The sequence below is a fragment of the Oceaniglobus trochenteri genome (assembly GCF_020529025.1).
In the GTDB taxonomy this organism is placed as follows: Bacteria; Pseudomonadota; Alphaproteobacteria; order Rhodobacterales; family Rhodobacteraceae; genus Oceaniglobus; species Oceaniglobus trochenteri.
This window is the reverse complement of record NZ_JACNMM010000019.1, coordinates 45,332-62,543: the sequence shown is the minus strand read 5'-3', so window position 1 is coordinate 62,543 and position 17,212 is coordinate 45,332. Positions and strand designations below refer to the sequence as shown.

General features: G+C 69.1%; 22 protein-coding genes and 1 pseudogene. 18 read left to right on the top strand and 5 right to left on the bottom strand.

What is annotated here, in order from left to right; translation table 11 throughout:
• The 6 genes and pseudogenes from H7828_RS21490 to H7828_RS21465 form a co-directional block, all read left to right on the top strand.
• Window positions 1–226 (top strand): annotated as a pseudogene (locus tag H7828_RS21490) (sugar ABC transporter ATP-binding protein); the annotation flags it as partial.
• Window positions 223–1,197, top strand: coding sequence for an ABC transporter permease (locus H7828_RS21485; RefSeq protein WP_226783125.1), 975 nt, complete (start codon window positions 223–225; stop codon window positions 1,195–1,197). The pseudogene H7828_RS21490 and the gene H7828_RS21485, both read left to right, overlap by 4 nt.
• Window positions 1,194–2,213: an ABC transporter permease gene (locus H7828_RS21480; RefSeq protein WP_226783124.1), complete on the top strand. Its 1,020-nt coding sequence runs from the start codon at window positions 1,194–1,196 to the stop codon at window positions 2,211–2,213. Before H7828_RS21485 ends, H7828_RS21480 begins: the two co-directional genes overlap by 4 nt.
• Window positions 2,210–3,007: a FadR/GntR family transcriptional regulator gene (locus H7828_RS21475; RefSeq protein WP_226783123.1), complete on the top strand. Its 798-nt coding sequence runs from the start codon at window positions 2,210–2,212 to the stop codon at window positions 3,005–3,007. Before H7828_RS21480 ends, H7828_RS21475 begins: the two co-directional genes overlap by 4 nt.
• A 100-nt stretch (window positions 3,008–3,107) precedes the next feature.
• Window positions 3,108–3,350 (top strand): type II toxin-antitoxin system ParD family antitoxin, encoded by a 243-nt coding sequence (locus H7828_RS21470; RefSeq protein ID WP_226783122.1) that lies wholly within the window; start codon window positions 3,108–3,110, stop codon window positions 3,348–3,350.
• 4 nt (window positions 3,351–3,354) lie between these two features.
• Window positions 3,355–3,651 (top strand): type II toxin-antitoxin system RelE/ParE family toxin, encoded by a 297-nt coding sequence (locus H7828_RS21465; RefSeq protein WP_226783121.1) that lies wholly within the window; start codon window positions 3,355–3,357, stop codon window positions 3,649–3,651.
• A gap of 46 nt (window positions 3,652–3,697) precedes the next feature.
• Here H7828_RS21465 and H7828_RS21460 read toward each other — a convergent pair whose 3' ends face one another.
• A complete protein-coding gene (locus H7828_RS21460) occupies window positions 3,698–4,804 on the bottom strand; it encodes a tyrosine-type recombinase/integrase (protein WP_226783120.1) in 1,107 nt (368 codons plus the stop codon).
• Between the two features lie 126 nt (window positions 4,805–4,930).
• Between H7828_RS21460 and H7828_RS21455 the strand changes: the two genes are divergently transcribed.
• From H7828_RS21455 to H7828_RS21420, 8 genes are all read left to right on the top strand, one after another.
• Window positions 4,931–5,815: a DUF1403 family protein gene (locus tag H7828_RS21455; RefSeq protein ID WP_226783119.1), complete on the top strand. Its 885-nt coding sequence runs from the start codon at window positions 4,931–4,933 to the stop codon at window positions 5,813–5,815.
• Window positions 5,816–5,817: 2 nt separating this feature from the next.
• Window positions 5,818–6,411 carry an SMC-Scp complex subunit ScpB gene (scpB, locus tag H7828_RS21450; RefSeq protein ID WP_226783118.1) on the top strand — a complete coding sequence of 198 codons (594 nt, stop codon included), beginning with the start codon at window positions 5,818–5,820 and terminating at the stop codon, window positions 6,409–6,411.
• A 389-nt stretch (window positions 6,412–6,800) separates the two neighbouring features.
• Window positions 6,801–7,430 (top strand): TetR/AcrR family transcriptional regulator, encoded by a 630-nt coding sequence (locus H7828_RS21445; protein WP_226783117.1) that lies wholly within the window; start codon window positions 6,801–6,803, stop codon window positions 7,428–7,430.
• Complete coding sequence (locus H7828_RS21440; RefSeq protein ID WP_226783116.1) at window positions 7,427–8,092, top strand: glutathione S-transferase family protein; 666 nt, start codon at window positions 7,427–7,429, stop codon at window positions 8,090–8,092. Before H7828_RS21445 ends, H7828_RS21440 begins: the two co-directional genes overlap by 4 nt.
• Window positions 8,093–8,126: 34 nt before the next feature.
• Window positions 8,127–8,549: a VOC family protein gene (locus H7828_RS21435; protein ID WP_226783115.1), complete on the top strand. Its 423-nt coding sequence runs from the start codon at window positions 8,127–8,129 to the stop codon at window positions 8,547–8,549.
• 28 nt (window positions 8,550–8,577) lie between these two features.
• The gene (locus H7828_RS21430; RefSeq protein WP_226783114.1) at window positions 8,578–9,441 is read left to right on the top strand and encodes an alpha/beta fold hydrolase; all 864 of its coding nucleotides are present in this window, start codon (window positions 8,578–8,580) and stop codon (window positions 9,439–9,441) included.
• Between the two features lie 31 nt (window positions 9,442–9,472).
• Window positions 9,473–9,958, top strand: a complete 486-nt coding sequence (locus H7828_RS21425; RefSeq protein WP_425354966.1) for a VOC family protein — start codon at window positions 9,473–9,475, stop codon at window positions 9,956–9,958.
• 4 nt (window positions 9,959–9,962) lie between these two features.
• On the top strand, window positions 9,963–10,316 hold the full coding sequence (locus tag H7828_RS21420; RefSeq protein ID WP_226783112.1) for a GFA family protein: 354 nt from the start codon (window positions 9,963–9,965) through the stop codon (window positions 10,314–10,316).
• A gap of 96 nt (window positions 10,317–10,412) precedes the next feature.
• On the opposite strand, the gene gspF is transcribed toward H7828_RS21420, so the two are convergent.
• From gspF to gspL, 4 genes are read right to left on the bottom strand one after another with little or no spacing between them, the layout of a single operon-like run.
• On the bottom strand, window positions 10,413–11,627 hold the full coding sequence (gene gspF, locus H7828_RS21415) for a type II secretion system inner membrane protein GspF (protein WP_226783111.1): 1,215 nt from the start codon (window positions 11,625–11,627) through the stop codon (window positions 10,413–10,415).
• Between the two features lie 3 nt (window positions 11,628–11,630).
• Window positions 11,631–13,199, bottom strand: coding sequence for a type II secretion system ATPase GspE (gspE, locus tag H7828_RS21410; protein ID WP_226783110.1), 1,569 nt, complete (start codon window positions 13,197–13,199; stop codon window positions 11,631–11,633).
• Window positions 13,199–13,654, bottom strand: coding sequence for a type II secretion system protein GspM (gene gspM / locus H7828_RS21405; protein ID WP_226783109.1), 456 nt, complete (start codon window positions 13,652–13,654; stop codon window positions 13,199–13,201). Before gspM ends, gspE begins: the two co-directional genes overlap by 1 nt.
• Window positions 13,651–14,847, bottom strand: a complete 1,197-nt coding sequence (gene gspL, locus H7828_RS21400; protein ID WP_226783108.1) for a type II secretion system protein GspL — start codon at window positions 14,845–14,847, stop codon at window positions 13,651–13,653. Before gspL ends, gspM begins: the two co-directional genes overlap by 4 nt.
• A 75-nt stretch (window positions 14,848–14,922) precedes the next feature.
• Between gspL and gspG the strand changes: the two genes are divergently transcribed.
• From gspG to H7828_RS21380, 4 genes are read left to right on the top strand one after another with little or no spacing between them, the layout of a single operon-like run.
• Window positions 14,923–15,429 (top strand): type II secretion system major pseudopilin GspG, encoded by a 507-nt coding sequence (gene gspG, locus H7828_RS21395; RefSeq protein WP_226783107.1) that lies wholly within the window; start codon window positions 14,923–14,925, stop codon window positions 15,427–15,429.
• On the top strand, window positions 15,416–15,964 hold the full coding sequence (locus H7828_RS21390) for a prepilin-type N-terminal cleavage/methylation domain-containing protein (RefSeq protein ID WP_226783106.1): 549 nt from the start codon (window positions 15,416–15,418) through the stop codon (window positions 15,962–15,964). The genes gspG and H7828_RS21390 overlap by 14 nt, the downstream gene beginning before the upstream one ends.
• Window positions 15,961–16,347: a prepilin-type N-terminal cleavage/methylation domain-containing protein gene (locus H7828_RS21385; RefSeq protein ID WP_226783105.1), complete on the top strand. Its 387-nt coding sequence runs from the start codon at window positions 15,961–15,963 to the stop codon at window positions 16,345–16,347. Before H7828_RS21390 ends, H7828_RS21385 begins: the two co-directional genes overlap by 4 nt.
• The gene (locus tag H7828_RS21380) at window positions 16,344–17,204 is read left to right on the top strand and encodes a type II secretion system protein N (protein ID WP_226783104.1); all 861 of its coding nucleotides are present in this window, start codon (window positions 16,344–16,346) and stop codon (window positions 17,202–17,204) included. The genes H7828_RS21385 and H7828_RS21380 overlap by 4 nt, the downstream gene beginning before the upstream one ends.
• The last annotated feature ends 8 nt before the right edge of the window (window positions 17,205–17,212 follow it).

Sequence of the window (17,212 nt, the reverse complement as noted above, 5' to 3'; positions counted from 1 at the left end):
GGAGGAGATCTTCCAGAAGATCACCGCCCTGGCCGACGATGGCCGGGCGGTGATGCTGATCTCGTCGGACATGTCCGAACTGCTGGCCCTGAGCGACCGCATCCTCGTGTTCTGCGAGGGGCGGATCACCGCGGAACTGACCGGAGACGAAATGACCGAGGACAACGTGATGCGGGCCGCCGTGGCGGGCGCGCAGGAACATCTGGGCAGGGGAACAGCCGCATGAGCGATACCCGCAAGCAGGAAATCGGCCTCATGCTGAGCATCGTGCTGATCTTCGGCCTTGCCGCGCTGGTGGATGCGCGGGCGGCCACCCTGGATACCTTCATCATCTGGGGCTTTGCCATGCCGCTGGTGATGGTCGCGGCGATGGGGCAGATCCCGGTGCTTCTGTGCGGCCATGTGGATATTTCCATCGGCTCGCTGCTGGCGCTTTCGGCGATCCTGGTGGGGATGCTGTTTCGCGCCTGGCCCGAGATGCCCCTGGTCCTGGGGTTCCTGGCGGGCACCTGCATCGGCGCGCTTCTGGGGGTGATCAACGGCTTTCTGGTGACGCGGCTGCGGATCCATTCGATCATCGTGACGCTGGGCACGCTCAGCCTTTTCCGGGGGCTTACCTTCATCGTTTCGGACAGCCGCCAGATCGACCCCAACGACCTGCCCGGCGAACTGATCGCGCTCAGCCAGGTCGGCGGGCTGGGGGTGCCGCCGATCATGATCGTGGTGGCGGTCATCGTCGCCGCCATGTTCGTCCTGATCCACCGCAGCGGGATCGGCGGGCTGTTCTACGCGGTCGGGGCGAATGAATTCGCGGCCCGCATGCGCGGCATCGCGACCGACCGGATGGTGCTTCTGGCCTTCGTGCTGTCGGGGGCGCTGGTGGGGCTGACGGGCGTGCTTTTCGCGTCCCGCTTCGGCTATGTGAACCCGGCCGCCACCGGGTCGGGGTTCGAACTGCAGGTGATCTCTGCCGCGGTGGTGGGGGGTGTGTCGATCGCGGGCGGGCGGGGCAGCGTGATCGGCTGTGCGCTTGGCGTGATGCTGATCGCCGCGATCGAGGTCATCATGCCGAAGATCGGCATCTCGCGGGTCTGGCAGGACGTGGTCTTTGGCCTGATCGTCCTGGCGGCCTTGGGCATCGACCGGGCGATCCAGACGCGCGGCGGGCGCAAGACGCAGCAGGGAGACGCGGCATGAACGCTTCGGACGGCATCTTCACGCGGCTGATGCTGCGCAACGAGACCCTGACGATCCTGCTTGCGGTGATCGTGGCGGTGGTTGCCTCGGTCCTGTCGCCCGGTTTCGCCGATCCGCAGTTCCTGCTGTTCTCGGCGACCTTCTTTGCCGAATACGGGCTGGTGGCGCTGGTGATGACCATGCTCATCATCAGCGGCGAGATCGACCTGTCGGTGGCCTCGCAGATGGCGCTGAGCGCCTGCACCTTCGGAATCTGCATCGAGGGCGGGGTGCCCGTCGCCGTGGCAATCCCGCTGACGCTTTTGGCGGGGGCGGCGATGGGGGCCTTCAACGCGCTGGTCATCGTCCGCCTCGGCCTGCCGGCGCTGATCGTCACCATCGGCACGCTCACGCTCTACCGGGGCCTGGCGCAGGTGCTTCTGGGCGATCGCTCGGTCACGCAGTTTCCCGAGTGGTGGTACGGCATCGATTATGCGACGGTCCTTGGTCTTCCGGTCTCGCTCTGGGTCTATTTCGCCGGCCTGGCCCTGGCCGCGGCGGTGCTGCATTTCAGCCGGACGGGGCGCCGCATCTACCAGATCGGCGTCAACCGCTCGGCGGCCTCGAAGGTCGGCGTGCCGGCCGCGCGGGTCCGGGGCGGTCTTTACGTGGCGACAGGGCTGGTCTGCGCGATCGCGGGCCTGATGACCTCTTCGCGCCTTGGGGCGGTGCGCTATGATCTGGCCACGGGGGGCGAATTGCAGGTCGTCGTCATCGCCGTGCTGGGGGGGGCCGCGATCACCGGTGGCACCGGCTCGATCCTCGGCGCCTTCGCGGCCTTCTGGCTGCTTGTGCTGATCCAGACGGCGATGGTACTCGAGAACATCGGCGCCGAGATCCAGCTTTCGGTGGTGGGGGGCCTTCTAATCGCATCCCTGGCCATTCCCAAGCTGGTGCAGGCCGTGGCAAACCGCAGGGACCGGGCGCGGGCCGAAACCCAGCTTGACGCCGGCAGCAACAGGAAAGCCCAGTCATGAACCGGATCAGCGCGGAAGATCTTCTCGGGATCATGTCGCAACAGGAGGCGCGCAGCGTGCAGCGCGATCCGCGGCTCGGGCTTCATCGTCCGTCGCTGTCCGAAGAGATCGTCGAGCGCATCACCCACCTGATCGAGGTCGGAAACCTGCGCCCGGGCGACAGGCTGCCGGTCGAGACGAAGATGGCCGATGCCCTGGGGGTCAGCCGGCCGGTGCTGCGCGAGGCGCTCAAGATGCTTTCGGTGATGGGGCTGACGACCTCGCGGCGCGGCGGGGCCCATGTCGTTTCCGATCTCGATCCCGCGCGGCTGATCCGGCCGCTGCATTTCCTTGCGGCGACCGCCGATTTCGACCCCCAGGTCCATTTCCAGGCGCGGGCGGTGCTTGACGAACAGCTTATCAGGATCGCCTGCGACGTGGCCGACGACGCGGCAATCGCCCATATCCGCGATCTTGCCCACAAGGGATACGAGACGATCCACGACCCGATCGCCTTCCGCCTGCTGGATTTCCAGTTTCACGACGCGCTGAACGCCGCCGCGGGCAACGTTCTTCTGCAGCGGATGTCGCAGGCCCTCTATGAACTGGGGATGCACTGGCGGCGCAGGGCGACCCAGAAGCCCCGGAACGTCGAACGGTCGGTGCAGGAACATGTCGCCATGGCCGAGGCCCTGGCCGACCGCGACCCGGATCGCGCGGCCCGCGCCCAGGCGGTTCACATCGCAAGCATCAAGCGCACGACCATCGAGGAACAGCAGCAGACCGCCCGTGACGGCGGGGCGCAGGACCGGTGAAGCAACCCCGCCGCCCCGTCGGAGTCGGGCGGATGTTGCAATCCGGCGGCGATGATGGCAAGCTTTGCCATGTGCGCAACGCTCCAGGCAAGGATGCCCCATGGCCACGATGAACGTTTCCCTACCCGATCCGATGAAATCCTGGGTCGAACGGCAGAGCCTTGAAGGGCGCTATGCCAACAGCAGCGACTATGTGCGCGATCTCATCCGCCGTGACCAGGTCCGCGCCGAGGCCATCGCCCGGATGCAGTCATTGGTGGACGAGGGGCTGGCCAGCGGAACCGGAAAGCGGTCGATGGCAGAGATCCGGGCCGAGGCGCGGCGCCGCGCCGGCCCGGCATGACGGGGTGAGCGCCTGGCAGCTTTCCCGCAAGGCCGAGGAAGACCTGATCGACATCTGGCTGGAGGGGGCCGGCCGCTTCGGTATCCCACAGGCCGATCGCTATCAGGACGGGCTTTCGGCGGCCTTCGACCTTCTGGCGATGTTTCCCGAAATGGCGCGGGAACGGCGGGAACTGACCCCGCCGATCCGCGTGCATCCCGTCGGCGCGCACCTGATCCTGTATATCCTGCGCCCCGGTGACGGCATCCTGGTTGTCCGGGTCCGGCATCAGCGCGAAGACTGGGTGACGGGCCCGGAATGAACCGGGGGGCTTTCGGACCCTGGGTTCCGGGTTGGGCCAGGCCCTCTCACAGCCCCGCGGCTTTTGTCAGGTTGACGCGGAACCGGTCGCGGCGGCGCTGGTAGCGGCGGGTCATCTCGGCCGAGGCGTGGCCGAGGTGTTTCTGGATGTGGCCCTCGTCGATTTCCGCGGAACTGGCGAGGCCCGCGCGCAGGGAGTGGCCCGAGAACAGGGCAAGGCGCTCCTTCTCGGGCAGCTCTGCGCGAATACCCGCCTTCAGCACCGTCTTCTTGACAAGCCGCGCCACATGCCTGTCGTTCAGGCGCGTTTGCGATGCGCGTTCGCCATCGCGCGAAGTGGCGACAAAGACCGGGCCGAAATCGATCTTCGCGAAGTGCATCCACTGCGCGACGGCGTGAACGGGGCAGGTCTGCGCCTTCGACCCCCGGCCGATCTCGACCTCGCGCCAGCCGGTCTTGGCGTTGAGGGTAAGAAGGGCGCCCTGGTCGAAGATCTCGATCCAGCCGCCGGACTCCGGGGTGTCGTCCTTGTGAACATCGAGGCCGACAATCTCCGAGCGGCGCAATCCGCCGGCGTATCCCAGCAGCAGGATCGCGCGATCCCGCAGGCCGCGCAGATCGAAGGGCAGGCTGGCCACCATGGCCAGGATGTCCTCGGGTAGGATCGCTTCCTTCTGGACCGGCGGGCGCGCATGCCTGCGCTTGATCCCCGCCAGCACCGTCGCGATATGGCGGTTCCTGCGGTCGAGAGAAAAGCCGCTCTGTGCGTAGTTCCAGGCCAGGCCCGAAAGGCGGCGGTCGATGGTGGCAACGCAGAGGGCAGGGGCGGCGCCCGACGGTGCCGCCAGATCGGTGAGATAGAGGCCGATCATCTCGGGCGAGGGGGGCAGCGGATCGATGCCCTTCAGCCGGCACCAGCGGGCGAAATGGGCCCAGTCCGCGCCATAGGCCCTGTTGGTGTTCTGCGCCGTCGAGGCCCTGGCATAGGCGCGCGCCGTGTCGATTAGCCGATCAAGCGTGCCGGACCCTGCGACATGGGAGGGCAGGGCGATCGCCGCACCCTCAAGGAAGGCGCCGTCACCCAGCCGCGCCTGGCCCGCCTCCCCCCCGGTTGCAGGGCGCGCCGGCGGCGTATTTTCAGGGGATTTCTTCATTGATTTCAGGCTACCCTGCCAAGGTCCGATAATGCAAACTTATTGGACATATTCTGTCGCGGCAAGGTGGGGCGGTTTGCCTGCAATTCTCTGGCGTAAAGCGCCGGGCCGGGCTAGGCTTCGGGTATGGAACCTGCCCGCCACGATCCCACCGACACCCTTGGCGCGCTGCGTCGGAAACCCTTGTGGGTCACCCCGGCGCGGGCGGAAGGCCTTGAGGATGCGGCGTTTTTTTCCGGCGCCGCGCTGGCGCAGCTGCATCTTGCCCTGGCGCAGGACAGCCTGCCCCATTCATTGTTGCGCGCGCGGTTGGCCCTGCGCGCCGCCGAGGCCTGCGTGGCCTTCTCGGGGCGCCCCGAGCGGACAGGCGCGCTGCGCGACGCGCTGCACCTGCTGCGCCCCGGCGATCTGCCCGGCCCCGCCGGTGAAACCTACCTTGCCTGGCGGCGCGCTGTGGAACACCCGGTGTCGATCAGGGCCCTTTGCCGCGCCTTGCCGGCCCACGCGCCGGAGCAGATCGCCACCTGGCTGGATGCGGGGACAGGGGCGCCGATCCACCGCGCGGCAATGGTGCTGGAGAGGGTGCTGACAGAGGCCCCGCGTGCGGAGGTGGCGGCGCTTGCCCTGGCGGATGCCGCGCTGGCCCGGGCGCTTGGCTGGCGCCACGTCGTGCCGTTGCTCGCCGCCGGCATGAAACGCGCCGACCTGCGCAAGCGGGGCGCGGGCCTGCGCCTGGCCTTGCATCGCGCCGTTGCCGCCTCGGCGGCCCATGCCCTGGGGCTGGCCGGCGATCTTGCCCGGCGGGCGGCTCATCTGAACGCCGTGGCGCCGAAGCTGCGCGCCAGGGGCGCGGGCGCGGCGGTCGCGATCTTCCTGACCCGCGATGCCATAGCGCCTTCGGCCCTGCCCCTGCCGGACCGGGCCGCCCGCCGTCTCTGCGACCGTCTTGTCGAACTGGGCGCGCTGCGCGAACTGACCGGACGCGACAGTTTCCGGCTCTACGGGCTCTAGGGATGGCGGATCGTTCTGTCCCGGCGTTGGATCGCGAACTGGCCGACCTTCAGCCCGCGTTGCGCTGGCGGGAATGGATGCGGCGGATCGAGGCGGTGCTCTTTGCCTCGGCCGCGCCGGTGTCACGCGAAGACCTGGCGCGCGTGGTGGGGCAGGGCGCCCCGGTCGATCTGCTGCTTGGAGATCTTGCCGCCGACCTGGAAGGCCGGGCGTTCGAGCTTGCCCCCGTGGCGGGCGGCTGGATGTTGCGCACCCGCCCCGCCTATGCGCCGGCGATCCGGGCGGCGGCACATGTCGAGGATCAACTGCTGGATCTCGGCGAGTTCGACATCGCCGTGCTGGCCGCCATTGCCTGGCACCAGCCGATCACCCGCGACGGGTTGAAGGACATCTTCGGCAAGGAGATCAGCCGGGATCTGATCGGGCGGCTGCATGCGCGTGACCTGATCGCAACCGGGCCAAGATCGCCCCGCCGCGGGGCGCCCTACACCTTCGTGACGACGGACGCCTTCCTCGTCGCATTCGGCCTGGAAAGCCTCCAGGATCTGCCGGACCAAGAGCAGTTGCAGGACGCCGGCGTGGTGGGTTCGGCGTAGCGGCTTCAGGACAAACGCCCGGAGCAGGCCTGTATCGCGCGGTCATGGGGCTGAAACGCTGATATGGGTCGACAGGTATGACAGCACGCGCCTGCACGGCACCATTGGTGGCATCCCCTCGAACGAAGCAGAGGAAGCCTTCCAGGCAAGCTTGAAGGCTGCCGGAAAAGCCGCGCAATCATTGAACCCTCGGGCCAACCCCGGGGCGGTTCGGTCCGCGAAATCCTCGGTTCCCGGCAGATCAGCCTGATCGACCCCTTGCCCTGAAAATGCGCCCGCCGGCCTGACCGGCATCAACGCGGCGGGCGAGATCCTGCCGGTGCTGGTGTGGACGGGATTGACAGACAAACCGACCGGTTGGTATGTTGCGACTCAACCAGGAGGTCGGAATGGCAACGAAACAGATCAAGCGGTCGGCGCGGGACAAGTTGCTGGATGCGGCGCTCAAGATCATACGCGCCAAGGGCTATTCCGCGACCAGGGTCGAGGAAATCTGTGCCGAGGCCGGTGTGACCAAGGGGGCGTTCTTCCACCATTTCCGCAACAAGGAGGACTGGGGCGTCGCCGCGGCGCAACATTGGTCCGGGATGACCGGCGCGCTGTTCGAGGGAGCCCCCTATCACCGCCATGACGACCCCTTCGACCGGCTGATCGGATATGTCGAGTTTCGCAAGGCGATCATCGAGGGCGATGTGGAGGAGTTCACCTGTCTTGTCGGCACCATGACGCAGGAGATCTACGGCTCGCACCCCGAGCTTCGCGAGGCCTGCGCCGCCAGCATCTTCGGCCATGCCGCAACGCTGGTCCCGGATATCGAGGCGGCGATGGCGGCGCGTGGACTTGAACCGGGTTGGACAGCGGCCAGTCTTGCCGCCCACACCCAGGCGGTGCTGCAGGGCGCGTTCATTCTCGCCAAGGCGACGGGCGACCGCGACACCGCGCGCGACAGTGTCGACCACCTCAGGCGCTATATCGAACTGCTCTTCGCGGCCGACAGCAAGGCGGAGCCGACAGGATGACCTCGCGATCCCTTCCCACCATCACCGTCTTTCAACGCTCGCCCGATGGCGGGAGGGGCCTGGCGCGCGACATGCGGGTGCGTTGGGCGCTTGAGGAAGTCGGTCAGCCCTACGACCTGCGCCCCGTCTCGTTTGCCGCGATGAAGGCCCCCGCGCACAGGGCGCGGCACCCCTTCGGACAGATCCCGACCTATGAGGAAGGCGACGTCACGCTTTTTGAAACCGGGGCGATCGTGCTTCATATCGCAAGCCGCCACGACGGCCTGTTTCCCGCAAACGCCGATGGGCGCGCCCGTGCGGTCAACTGGATGTTTGCCGCCCTCAGCAGCATCGAACCGGTGATCGTCGAGCGGGAAATGGCCCGCCATCTTGAACGGGACGAACCCTGGTTCGAACGGCGCCAGCACCTTGTCGAGGATCGCATCCGCGCGCGGCTGGGCGACCTTTCGCGCCGGCTGGGCGATGCCGACTGGCTGGATGGCGGGTTCAGCGCCGGCGATCTGATGACGGCCGACGTTCTGCGCCGGCTGGTCGGATCGGGGCTTCTGGAAGAGCATCCCAACCTCGCCGCTTTCGTCGCGCGGGCCGAAGCGCGCCCTGCCTTCCGGCGGGCATTCGACGCGCAACGCGCCTTCTTCGGGGCCGCCGATGTCGGAACCTGACTGCACCACGTCAACAGCAAGGAAGATCACGGAAATGGAACCGACACTCTATCTTTTCTTCAAGGGCAACTGTCTTGAGGCGATGAGCCACTACGCCGAGGTTCTGGGCGGCAGGATCAACGGCGTGTTCCGCAACGGCGATGCCCCCGACCCGGAAAGCCGCATGCCCGGAGGCGACGACCTGGTCCTGAACCTGGCGATGTCGCTGGGCAATGCCACGGTCATGGCCTCGGACAATACCGAAGGGATGTATGACAGGCCGCAGGGGTTTCGCATTTCCATCGCCCCGACATCGCGCGCCGAGTTCGACCGCATTCACGACGCGCTGGCACAGGATGCCGAGAGCGTCGAGATGGCGCCCGGCGAAACATTCTGGGCCGAACGCTTTGCCATGTTCACGGACAGGTACGGCACGCCATGGATGCTGAGCTACGAGGGCAACAGGGCCGCCGGATGAAGGCCCGCTTCCGGAAAGGAGACAAACCATGTTTCGCGCTATCCTTCTGACCGCAACGCTTGCGGCAATGGGTCCGGCCCTGGCGGACGACGGGCCGACCGGTGATCGTGTCGCGGTCAACGGCATGCAGATGTATTACGAGGTCTCGGGCGCCGGCGATCCGCTGATCGTCCTGCATGGGGCCTATATGAACATCCCCTCGATGGGCGAGATCATCCCGATGCTGGCGCAAACCCACCGCGTCTATGCGCTGGAGTTCCAGGGCCACGGCCGCACGACCGATATCGACCGGCCGATCACCTATCCCGGTCTGGCAGACGACGTGGCGGCCTTCATGGACGCCGTCGGGATCGAAAAGGCAGATGTGTTCGGCTATTCGATGGGGGCGGCCGCCGCGCTTCGGCTGGCCATCGATTATCCCGGGAAGGTCGATCAGCTCGTCGCGGCCTCGGTTGCCTATGATTCCGAGGGCTGGCAGCCTGCCTTCCGGGCGTTCATCCCGCAGATGACGGTCGAGATGTTCCTGGATATGCCCTTTGCCGCAGAATACCGCGAGCTTGCCGCCGACCCCGAGGGTTTCCCGGCCCTTGTCGAAAAGCTGATCGCGCTGGAACACGAACCGATGGCCTGGGGCGAGGCGGTGGAGGCCCTGGAAACCCCGGTGCTTCTCATCACCGGCGACGCCGATGTCGCGACGCTTGAACACACGGTCTCGATGTTCCGCCTTCTGGGGGGCGGCGGCATGGGCGACATGGGCCAGCCCCTGCCAGCCTCCCGCCTGGCCGTGATGCCCGCGACATCCCACACCGCCGTCATCAGCCAGCCCGCCCTTCTGCATGGCTTCATCGAACCCTTCCTTCAGGGCGAAACGCCAAGCGGCTTCTTCGAATAGCGCCGGACCCTTCCACAAAGAGAGGAGAACCATGATGACCGATCTCGTCACCTGCCTGTGGTACGACCACGGCGAAGCCCGCAAGGCCGCCGAATTCTATGCCGCCACCTTTCCCGACAGCCATGTCGACCGCGTCAACACCGCCGCTTCCGATTTCCCGGGCGGCAAGGCAGGCGATGAACTCACCGTCGAGTTCACCGTGCTTGGCCGCCGGTTCGTCGGGCTGAACGGCGGCCCGACCTTCACGCCGAACGAGGCGGTCAGCTTCATGGTCGTCACGGATGACCAGGACGAAACCGACCGCTACTGGACGGCCATCGTCGGCAATGGCGGAGAGGAAAGCGCCTGTGGCTGGTGCAAGGACCGCTGGGGCCACTCCTGGCAGATCACGCCAAGGCTGTTGCTTGACCTCACAACCGGTTCCGACCGCGACAGGGCCACGCGCGCCTTCGAGGCGATGATGACCATGCGGAAGATCGACATCGCCGCACTGGAAGCGGCGACAAAAGGAGACTGACCCCATGCAACGGCACTACAGGGGCGGATGTCAGTGCGGGGCCGTGTCCTTCGATGTCGACCTGGACCTGGATCAGTCGGTCACCTGCAACTGCGCGCGCTGCCAGCCGCTTGGCGCCGTGCTGGCCTTTGCGCCACGCGGCAGGTTCGTCCTGCATTCGGGCGCCGAGAACCTGACCGAATACCGGTTCAACCAGCGCGAGATCGCGCATCTTTTCTGCAAGACCTGCGGCATCCAGAGCTTTTCCTACGGCCAGATGCCGGACGGAAGCGAAATGGCCGCGATCAATGTCAACACGCTGAAAGGTGTCGATCCCCGTGCCCTGTCCCCGACCCATGTCGACGGGGCGTCGATGTAGACGCCCCACCCCCCCTCGGGCGCGGGTGCGTGCCCGGGGGCCTTTCAGCGGTGATGGTCCCGCCCTTGCGACGGGTTTCTGCCCCTGCCCCGCCCGTCAGCCCACCAGGTTGTTCAGGTTCACGATCGGCAGCAGGATCGCCAGCACCAGCAGCATCACGATGCCCCCCATCACCAGAAGGACCAGGGGTTCCACCAGCGCGACGATGGCGGCGACCAGGCTGTCGATCTCGCGCCGCTGGTCGGTGGCGGCGCGCGCCAGGCTGGGGCCCAGCCGCCCGCTGGCCTCGCCGCTGGCCACCATGGCGATCATCATCGGCGGAAACACGGCAGCATCCTGAAGCGCGCGCGACAGGGCCTGGCCTTCGCGCACCCGTGTCGTGGCACCGGCGATGCGGGCGCGGATATGCAGGTTGCCCACCGTATCGCCCGCCGCCGCCAGGGCATCGGTCAGGGGCACGCCGCTGATGGTGAGGGTGGCCAGGGTGCCGGCGAACTGCGCCGCGTTCATCTTCAGGATCAGGCCGCGCAGCCCCGGCACCCGGGTCAGCCGCCGGTGCCAGGCCAGCCGCGCACCGGGCCGCGCCAGTGCCAGGCGCAGGGCGACGCCAAGTGCCACCACCCCGCCAAGGGCCACCAGCCCCCAGGACTGCACCGCACCGCTGACCGCGATCAGCGCCCGGGTCAGCCCCGGAAGATCGGCACCCCGCCCGGTGAAGACCCGCACGATATCGGGGACGACGAAGGTCAGAAGCGCCACGATCACCCCCAGCGACACCAGCGCCAGAAGCGCCGGGTAAAGCAGGGCAAGCTGCACCGTGTTGCGGTTCTTGGCGCGGTTTTCCACGTGATCGGCCAGGTGTTCCATCACCTCGCCCAGCCGCCCCGAGGTTTCGCCCGCCTGCACCGTGGCGCGGTAGTAATCGCCGAAGGTGCCGGGATAATCCTCCAGCGTCTGGCCCAGGGACCGGCCCTCGACCACCCCGGCGCGCAGGTTCAGCAAAAGCGCCTCGACCTTGGGTGTCGCCCCCTGTCGCGCCACGGTCTGAAGCGCGTCCTCGATCCGCACGCCGCCCCCCAGAAGCGTGGCCAGCTGCCGGGTGAGAAGCGCCAGCGCCCGCCCCGAGATCCCGCCGCGCAGCGGTTTGGCGGCGACGCCGGGGGTGGCTTTGGCCCGGGTCGGTTCGACCGAGATCGGCAGAAGCCCCTGGGCGCGCAGCGACTGGCGGGCGGCGGCGGCGCTGGGGGCGTCGATCACCCCCTTGCGGCTGCGCCCCTGCGCATCGGCGGCCCGCCAGGCAAAACCGGCCATGGATCAGGCCCCGCCCGTGGGGGGCGGTGGGGGCGCCTCTGCACCGTCATGGGCCAGGGTCGCGTCCTCGCGCACCACCCGGGCCACCTCTTCCACCGTGGTGATCCCGGCGACGATCTTGGCCACGCCATCGGCCAGGATGCCGGGGCTGGTGGTGCGGGCGATGCGGGTCAGCTCGGCCTCGCTGGCGCCGTCATGCACGGCGCGTTCCAGCGCCGAGGTGCCCTCGATCACCTCGTAGATCGCCTGCCGCCCCTGATAGCCGCTGCCATGGCAGGCGTCGCAGCCGACGGCGCGGAAGATCCCGGCGCCCTCGGCCAGCACCCCGTTCAGCAGCACCGACTGCGCCGCGCTGGCGCGGGCGGGCGCGCGGCAATCGGGGCAAAGCCGACGCACCAGCCGCTGCGCCACCAGCCCGCGCAGCATGGGCGCCAGCAGGAAGGGTTCGACCCCCATGTCGATCAGCCGTGAAATGGCGCCCACGGCGCTGTTGGTGTGCAGGGTCGACAGCACCAGATGCCCGGTCATTGCCGATTCCACCGCGATCTGGGCGGTTTCACGGTCGCGGATCTCGCCCACCATGATCACGTCGGGGTCTTGCCGCAGGATGGCGCGCAGGCCGCGCGCAAAGGTCAGTTCGGTCTTGGCCGAGACCTGCATCTGGCCGATGCCGTCCATGGAATATTCGATCGGGTCTTCCACCGTCATGATGTTGGTGGAGCGATCGTTCAGCCGGTCGAGCGCGGCATAAAGCGATGTCGTCTTGCCCGACCCGGTGGGCCCGGTGACCAGCATCAACCCGTCGGGCCGCGCCAGGATGCGTTCAAAGGCCGCGCGGTCGGTCTGCGACATGCCCAGGTGTTCGATCCCCAGCCGCGTCTGGCCCCGGTCCAGAAGGCGCAGCACCACCCGTTCGCCATACTGGCTGGGAATGGTGGACACCCGCACGTCAAGGTCATAGCCGCCGATGCGCAGTGACACGCGCCCGTCCTGGGGCAGGCGCTTTTCGGCGATGTCCAGCTTGCCCATCACCTTGATCCGGCTGATCAGAAGCGATGCCAGCGCGCGTTTCGGCTCGATCACCTCGCGCAATACCCCGTCACAGCGGAACCGCACCACAAGGCGGTTCTCCTCGGTCTCGATATGCACGTCGCTGGCCTTCTCGCGCACCGCCTCAAGCAGCAGGGCGTTGATCAGGCGCACCACGGGGGCATCGTCGCGCTGATCCAGAAGATCGTCGACCGAGGCGGCGTCATTGGCCAGGGCGGTCAGGTCGCTGCCGGCCTCGGCGGCCTCCTGCGCAGCGGCGCTGGCGCTGTCGCGGTAGATGCGGTTCAACTCGGATTCAAAGGCTGCGGGATCGACCGGTTCGAAGCGGGCCAGGGCACCGGCCAGGCGCTGTGCCTCGATCAGGGCGGCAAGCGGCGCATCGGCGCGGTGCCGGCAGAGCGGCGCGCCATCCTCTCCGTCCACCAGCAGCACGCCCTGTTCGCGGGCAAAGCCATAGGTCAGGCGGGCCGTCGCGGGGGCCGCGCGATGTTCCTGCCCGGCCGCGTCATCGGGGTGGGTCATCACAGTTCCTCCAGCGCGATGCGCGCCGACACCACGCCCGGGGCGGCGCGCCGGTCGATCTCGATGCCGCTCACGCCCAGGTTCTCGGCCTCTTCCAGGGTGGTCAGCCAGCCGATCAGCGCCTCGAAGGGCACCTCGCCCAGGGTCACGTTCAGCAGGTCGCCCTCGGGTTCGATCCGGCTGAGCCGCAGCCCCGCCGCCTGGGCGGTGCGGGTGATGCGGGTGGCGGGCGGATCGCGCGGCACGGGGGCGGTGGTGGTGGCAGCGGCGGGCAGGTCGGCGGCGCGGGCCGCGGCCTGCACCTGCATGTAGGCGGCGATTTCGGCGCGGGTTTCGGCCAGGTCGGCGCGCAGGGGTCTCCATGCGAACTGATAGGCCAGCGCGGCGATCAGAACCGCGCCACCGCCGATCACCATGACCCGTTCGCGCGGGGTGAGAGAGGCCAGAACCCTCATCCCCGCCCCCCGCCGCTGATGCGGAACTCGGCCTGGGCGGCGCCCTCGGTTGCGGTGGCGGCGCCGCTCTGCACGTCGAACCCGGCCCCGCTCAGCGCCTGTTCCAGGGCCTGGAGCGCGGCCAGGTCCGCCGCCTCGATCAGCAGCGAAAGCTGCGCGGTGGTGCCATCGAACCCCATCCGCCTGAGCGCGGTCTGCCCGCCCTGTTCCAGCATCACCTCGCTGACCTGCGCCAGCAGGGGCAGGAAGGCGCTGCGCCGCTGTACCGGGGCGGCAGGGGCCAGCCGCGCCAGCAGCGGCGCGGGGTCGGGGGTGACGGTGATGCCCGGCAGCAGCGGGGCGATGGCGGCCTGGGCGGCGGCGCGTTCGCTGGCGGCGATGCGCCCCAGGGCGATGCGGTCGGCCGTCATCAGCCCCAGGTGCGCCAGCGCGGCCAGGCCCGCCGCCCAGCCCAGGGTGACGGCGGCCCGCGTCCAGCCGCCCCCGCCCCGCGCAAAGGCCCCCTGCGCCAGGTCGAAGCCCAGGTCGGCGGGGGCCACGCCGGGCGGATCGCCCGACAGGTCGGTGCAGGGCAGATCGCCAGGCAGGGGCGCCGCCAGCCGGGTCAGGGCCGGGCGCCCGGCCCGCGCCCAGATCAGGGGCAGCATGGCGGCCGACACCGCAAAGCCGGTGCCATCCGACACCCGCACCACGCAGCGTTCGCCCATGCCCCAGACGGCCCAGGCCGCGGCACCGGTTCCGGCGTCCAGGGGCGGGGCCGGCACGCCCAGGGTTTCGGCCAGAACAGGCCCCTGCCCGGCCTCGGGCGCCATGGCCCCGGCCATGACATCGCGCGCCAGCACCGCCGCCAGCACCCGCCGGGGCGCATCCGGCACCACCGCCGAGGGGCCCAGGGCCACGTGCACACGTTCAAGCGGGGCGGCGATCCGGTCTTCCAGGGCAAAGGGCAGCGCGGCCAGCCGCTGGCGGGTGCCGCGCACCGGCAGATCGGCGGTGAGCAGCGCGACATGCTCGGCGCGAATCACCTGGGGCGGGGGGATGCGGCGGGCCGAACAGGCCTGTTCCAGGCGCCGGATCAGGGCGGTTTCGGCACTGTTTTCGGCAGGCTCGGGCAAGGCGTCCGGCACCGCCGGGGCGGGGTGCGGATCGCGCCGCTTGGGCACGTTCAAACCTTGCAATGTGGTGCGTTTCACCGGAAATTCGCCTGTCCTGTCTCCCGTGCAGCCTATATGCTGAAGAAGATACGGGATAGACAGGTAAAAGGTTTCATGACCGACAGACCGACTGAGCACTCCGTCCTTGCAGGCCCGCGCCGCGCGGCGCGCCCGGCCCGCGCCCGGCGCCACCCCGAAGCGGGCGTGACCCTGATCGAGATGATGGTGGTTCTGGTGATCATCGCGGTGGTGGCGGCGCTGATCGTGCCCAACGTCATCGGCCGCCCGGACGAGGCGCGCGTCACCGTGGCGCGCACCGATATCCGCACCATCGCCAGCGCGCTTGAACTCTACCGGCTGGACAACCGCGCCTATCCCACCACCACCCAGGGGCTCGAGGCGCTGGCCCGCAAGCCGGTCAGCCCGCCGGTGCCGGAAAACTGGGTTGCCGGGGGGTATCTGCAACAGGTGCCGGTCGATCCCTGGGGCAACCCCTATGGCTATCGCGCACCGGGGACGGATGCGCCTTTCGACCTGCTGTCGCTGGGCGCCGACGGACAGCCCGGCGGCGAGGGTGCCGCGGCCGACATCCTGCACGGGGCGCAGGTTGCCGCGCAATAGCCCCCCCTGCCCGGCGCGGGGCCGGTCCGCGCCATGCCCGCGCCGCGACCGCGAGGCGGGTGTCACGCTGGTCGAGATCCTGGTGGTGCTGGCGATCATCGGCGTGATGGCCGGCGCGCTGAGCCTGTCGGTCGGCCGCCTCGCCGGGGGTGGAGATCCGCGCGAACAGGCCGAACGCCTGGTCGCCCGGCTGGAGCGCGCGGGCGAACTGGCCCAGCTTACCGGCACCCCGGCGGCGCTGATCTGGGATGACGGGGGATACCGGTTCCTGTCCTACGCCGAGGCCGGATGGCAGCCCCACGCCACCCCCCAACTGGGGCAGCGCAGCACCCTGCCCAGGGGCATGCACCTAGCCGAGGCCGACCCCGAGCGGCGCGAGGGGCGCCAGCACATCCTGCGCCCCGACGCCACCCTCGCCCCGGGCGAAGACCCCCTGGCCCTGGTGCTCTGGACGGGTGACGAGGCCACCCAGTGGGTGATCGAACAGAACGGCGCCCGGGCCACCAGCCGGGCGATGCAACAGGTGGCCCGGTGAACCCGCGCCCGCACCCCGCCCCCCGGGCCGGCGAGGCCGGATTCACCCTGATCGAGGCGCTGGTGGCCATGGCGATCCTGGCGGCCTCGGCCGTGGCGCTGCTGGGGGCGGTGGAAACCCATGTCGGGCGCATCGGCGACCTGGAACGCCGCACCGCCGCCCGCTGGGCCGGGGAATGGTACATGGCCGCCCTGCGCGCCGGGCTGCCCACCCCCGAAACGCGGATCGACATGCTGGGCCAGGCCTGGACCATCGACGCGATCCGCCGCCCCACGAACGACCCCGACCTGACCGAGATCGCCCTGGCCATCGCCCCCGCCGAAACCCCCACCGCCCCCCTGGTGCGCATGGGCGGTTTCCTTGACACCGGGGCGCGGCAATGAACCGTTGGGCGAAACTGCTGCGTCTTGCGGGTGTCCTGCTGGCCGCGGGGTCGGTGGCGCTGGCCGCCGCGCCGGTGGCCTGGCACTGGAGCGGCGGAAACGACATCCTGCCCCCGCCCGCAGCCCCCGCCCGCGCGCCGGCCCCCCCTGCCCCCGCGCCGGTCGATACCCTCGCGATCCTGGCGCTGGCCCCCTTCGGCAGCCCCCCGCCCCCCGAGGCCCCCGCCGCCCCGGTGCAGCAGACCACCCTGCAACTGGAACTGCGCGGCGTGGTGCAGGCCCGTGACCCGGCGAAATCGCTGGCGGTCATCGCCAGCCCCGATGTCACCCGGGGCTATCTGCCCGGCGATGACGTGGACGGGCAGGCGCTGCTGGTCAGCGTCGCGGCCAACCACGTGATCCTCGACATCGACGGGCGGCAGGAGATCCTGGCCTTCCCCGACGCCGAGATCGACCTGGCCACCCCCGAAGAGACCGCCCCCGCGCCCGACGATCCGCTGGACCGTCTGGCCGGGCGCATCGTCACCAGCCCGCGCGCCCGCGAGGAACCGCCCGAAACCACCGAGGAATACATCGATTTCTGGCGAAAGAGGATTCAGCGCAACCCTGCCGGGGTTCTGAAATCCATAGGGCTGATTCCCACCGACGACGGGTATATCATTGCCAACGAGCATGACAGCGGCGTAAGGCTGGCTGGGTTGCGCCCCGGCGACCTGGTGGCGCGGGTGAATGGTGAACAGGTGGGCGACGTGAACAGCGACAAGGCCCTATACGACCGGATTGCCGCATCGGGGCTTGCCCGTCTCGAAGTGGTGCGCGACGGCAAGACCCTTACCCTGTCCTTTCCCCTGCGATGAGGCGCCCC

Coding starts and splice junctions, on each gene's coding strand:
- H7828_RS21430 (WP_226783114.1), top strand. CDS start 8,578: ATGTTTCGCGCTATCCTTCTGACCGCAACGCTTGCGGCAATGGGTCCG.
- H7828_RS21420 (WP_226783112.1), top strand. CDS start 9,963: ATGCAACGGCACTACAGGGGCGGATGTCAGTGCGGGGCCGTGTCCTTC.
- H7828_RS21460 (WP_226783120.1), bottom strand. CDS start 4,804: ATGAAGAAATCCCCTGAAAATACGCCGCCGGCGCGCCCTGCAACCGGG.
- H7828_RS21470 (WP_226783122.1), top strand. CDS start 3,108: ATGGCCACGATGAACGTTTCCCTACCCGATCCGATGAAATCCTGGGTC.
- scpB (WP_226783118.1), top strand. CDS start 5,818: ATGGCGGATCGTTCTGTCCCGGCGTTGGATCGCGAACTGGCCGACCTT.
- gspF (WP_226783111.1), bottom strand. CDS start 11,627: ATGGCCGGTTTTGCCTGGCGGGCCGCCGATGCGCAGGGGCGCAGCCGC.
- H7828_RS21435 (WP_226783115.1), top strand. CDS start 8,127: ATGGAACCGACACTCTATCTTTTCTTCAAGGGCAACTGTCTTGAGGCG.
- gspE (WP_226783110.1), bottom strand. CDS start 13,199: ATGACCCACCCCGATGACGCGGCCGGGCAGGAACATCGCGCGGCCCCC.
- H7828_RS21475 (WP_226783123.1), top strand. CDS start 2,210: ATGAACCGGATCAGCGCGGAAGATCTTCTCGGGATCATGTCGCAACAG.
- gspM (WP_226783109.1), bottom strand. CDS start 13,654: ATGAGGGTTCTGGCCTCTCTCACCCCGCGCGAACGGGTCATGGTGATC.
- H7828_RS21440 (WP_226783116.1), top strand. CDS start 7,427: ATGACCTCGCGATCCCTTCCCACCATCACCGTCTTTCAACGCTCGCCC.
- H7828_RS21445 (WP_226783117.1), top strand. CDS start 6,801: ATGGCAACGAAACAGATCAAGCGGTCGGCGCGGGACAAGTTGCTGGAT.
- H7828_RS21480 (WP_226783124.1), top strand. CDS start 1,194: ATGAACGCTTCGGACGGCATCTTCACGCGGCTGATGCTGCGCAACGAG.
- H7828_RS21380 (WP_226783104.1), top strand. CDS start 16,344: ATGAACCGTTGGGCGAAACTGCTGCGTCTTGCGGGTGTCCTGCTGGCC.
- H7828_RS21425 (WP_425354966.1), top strand. CDS start 9,473: ATGATGACCGATCTCGTCACCTGCCTGTGGTACGACCACGGCGAAGCC.
- H7828_RS21455 (WP_226783119.1), top strand. CDS start 4,931: ATGGAACCTGCCCGCCACGATCCCACCGACACCCTTGGCGCGCTGCGT.
- gspG (WP_226783107.1), top strand. CDS start 14,923: ATGACCGACAGACCGACTGAGCACTCCGTCCTTGCAGGCCCGCGCCGC.
- H7828_RS21485 (WP_226783125.1), top strand. CDS start 223: ATGAGCGATACCCGCAAGCAGGAAATCGGCCTCATGCTGAGCATCGTG.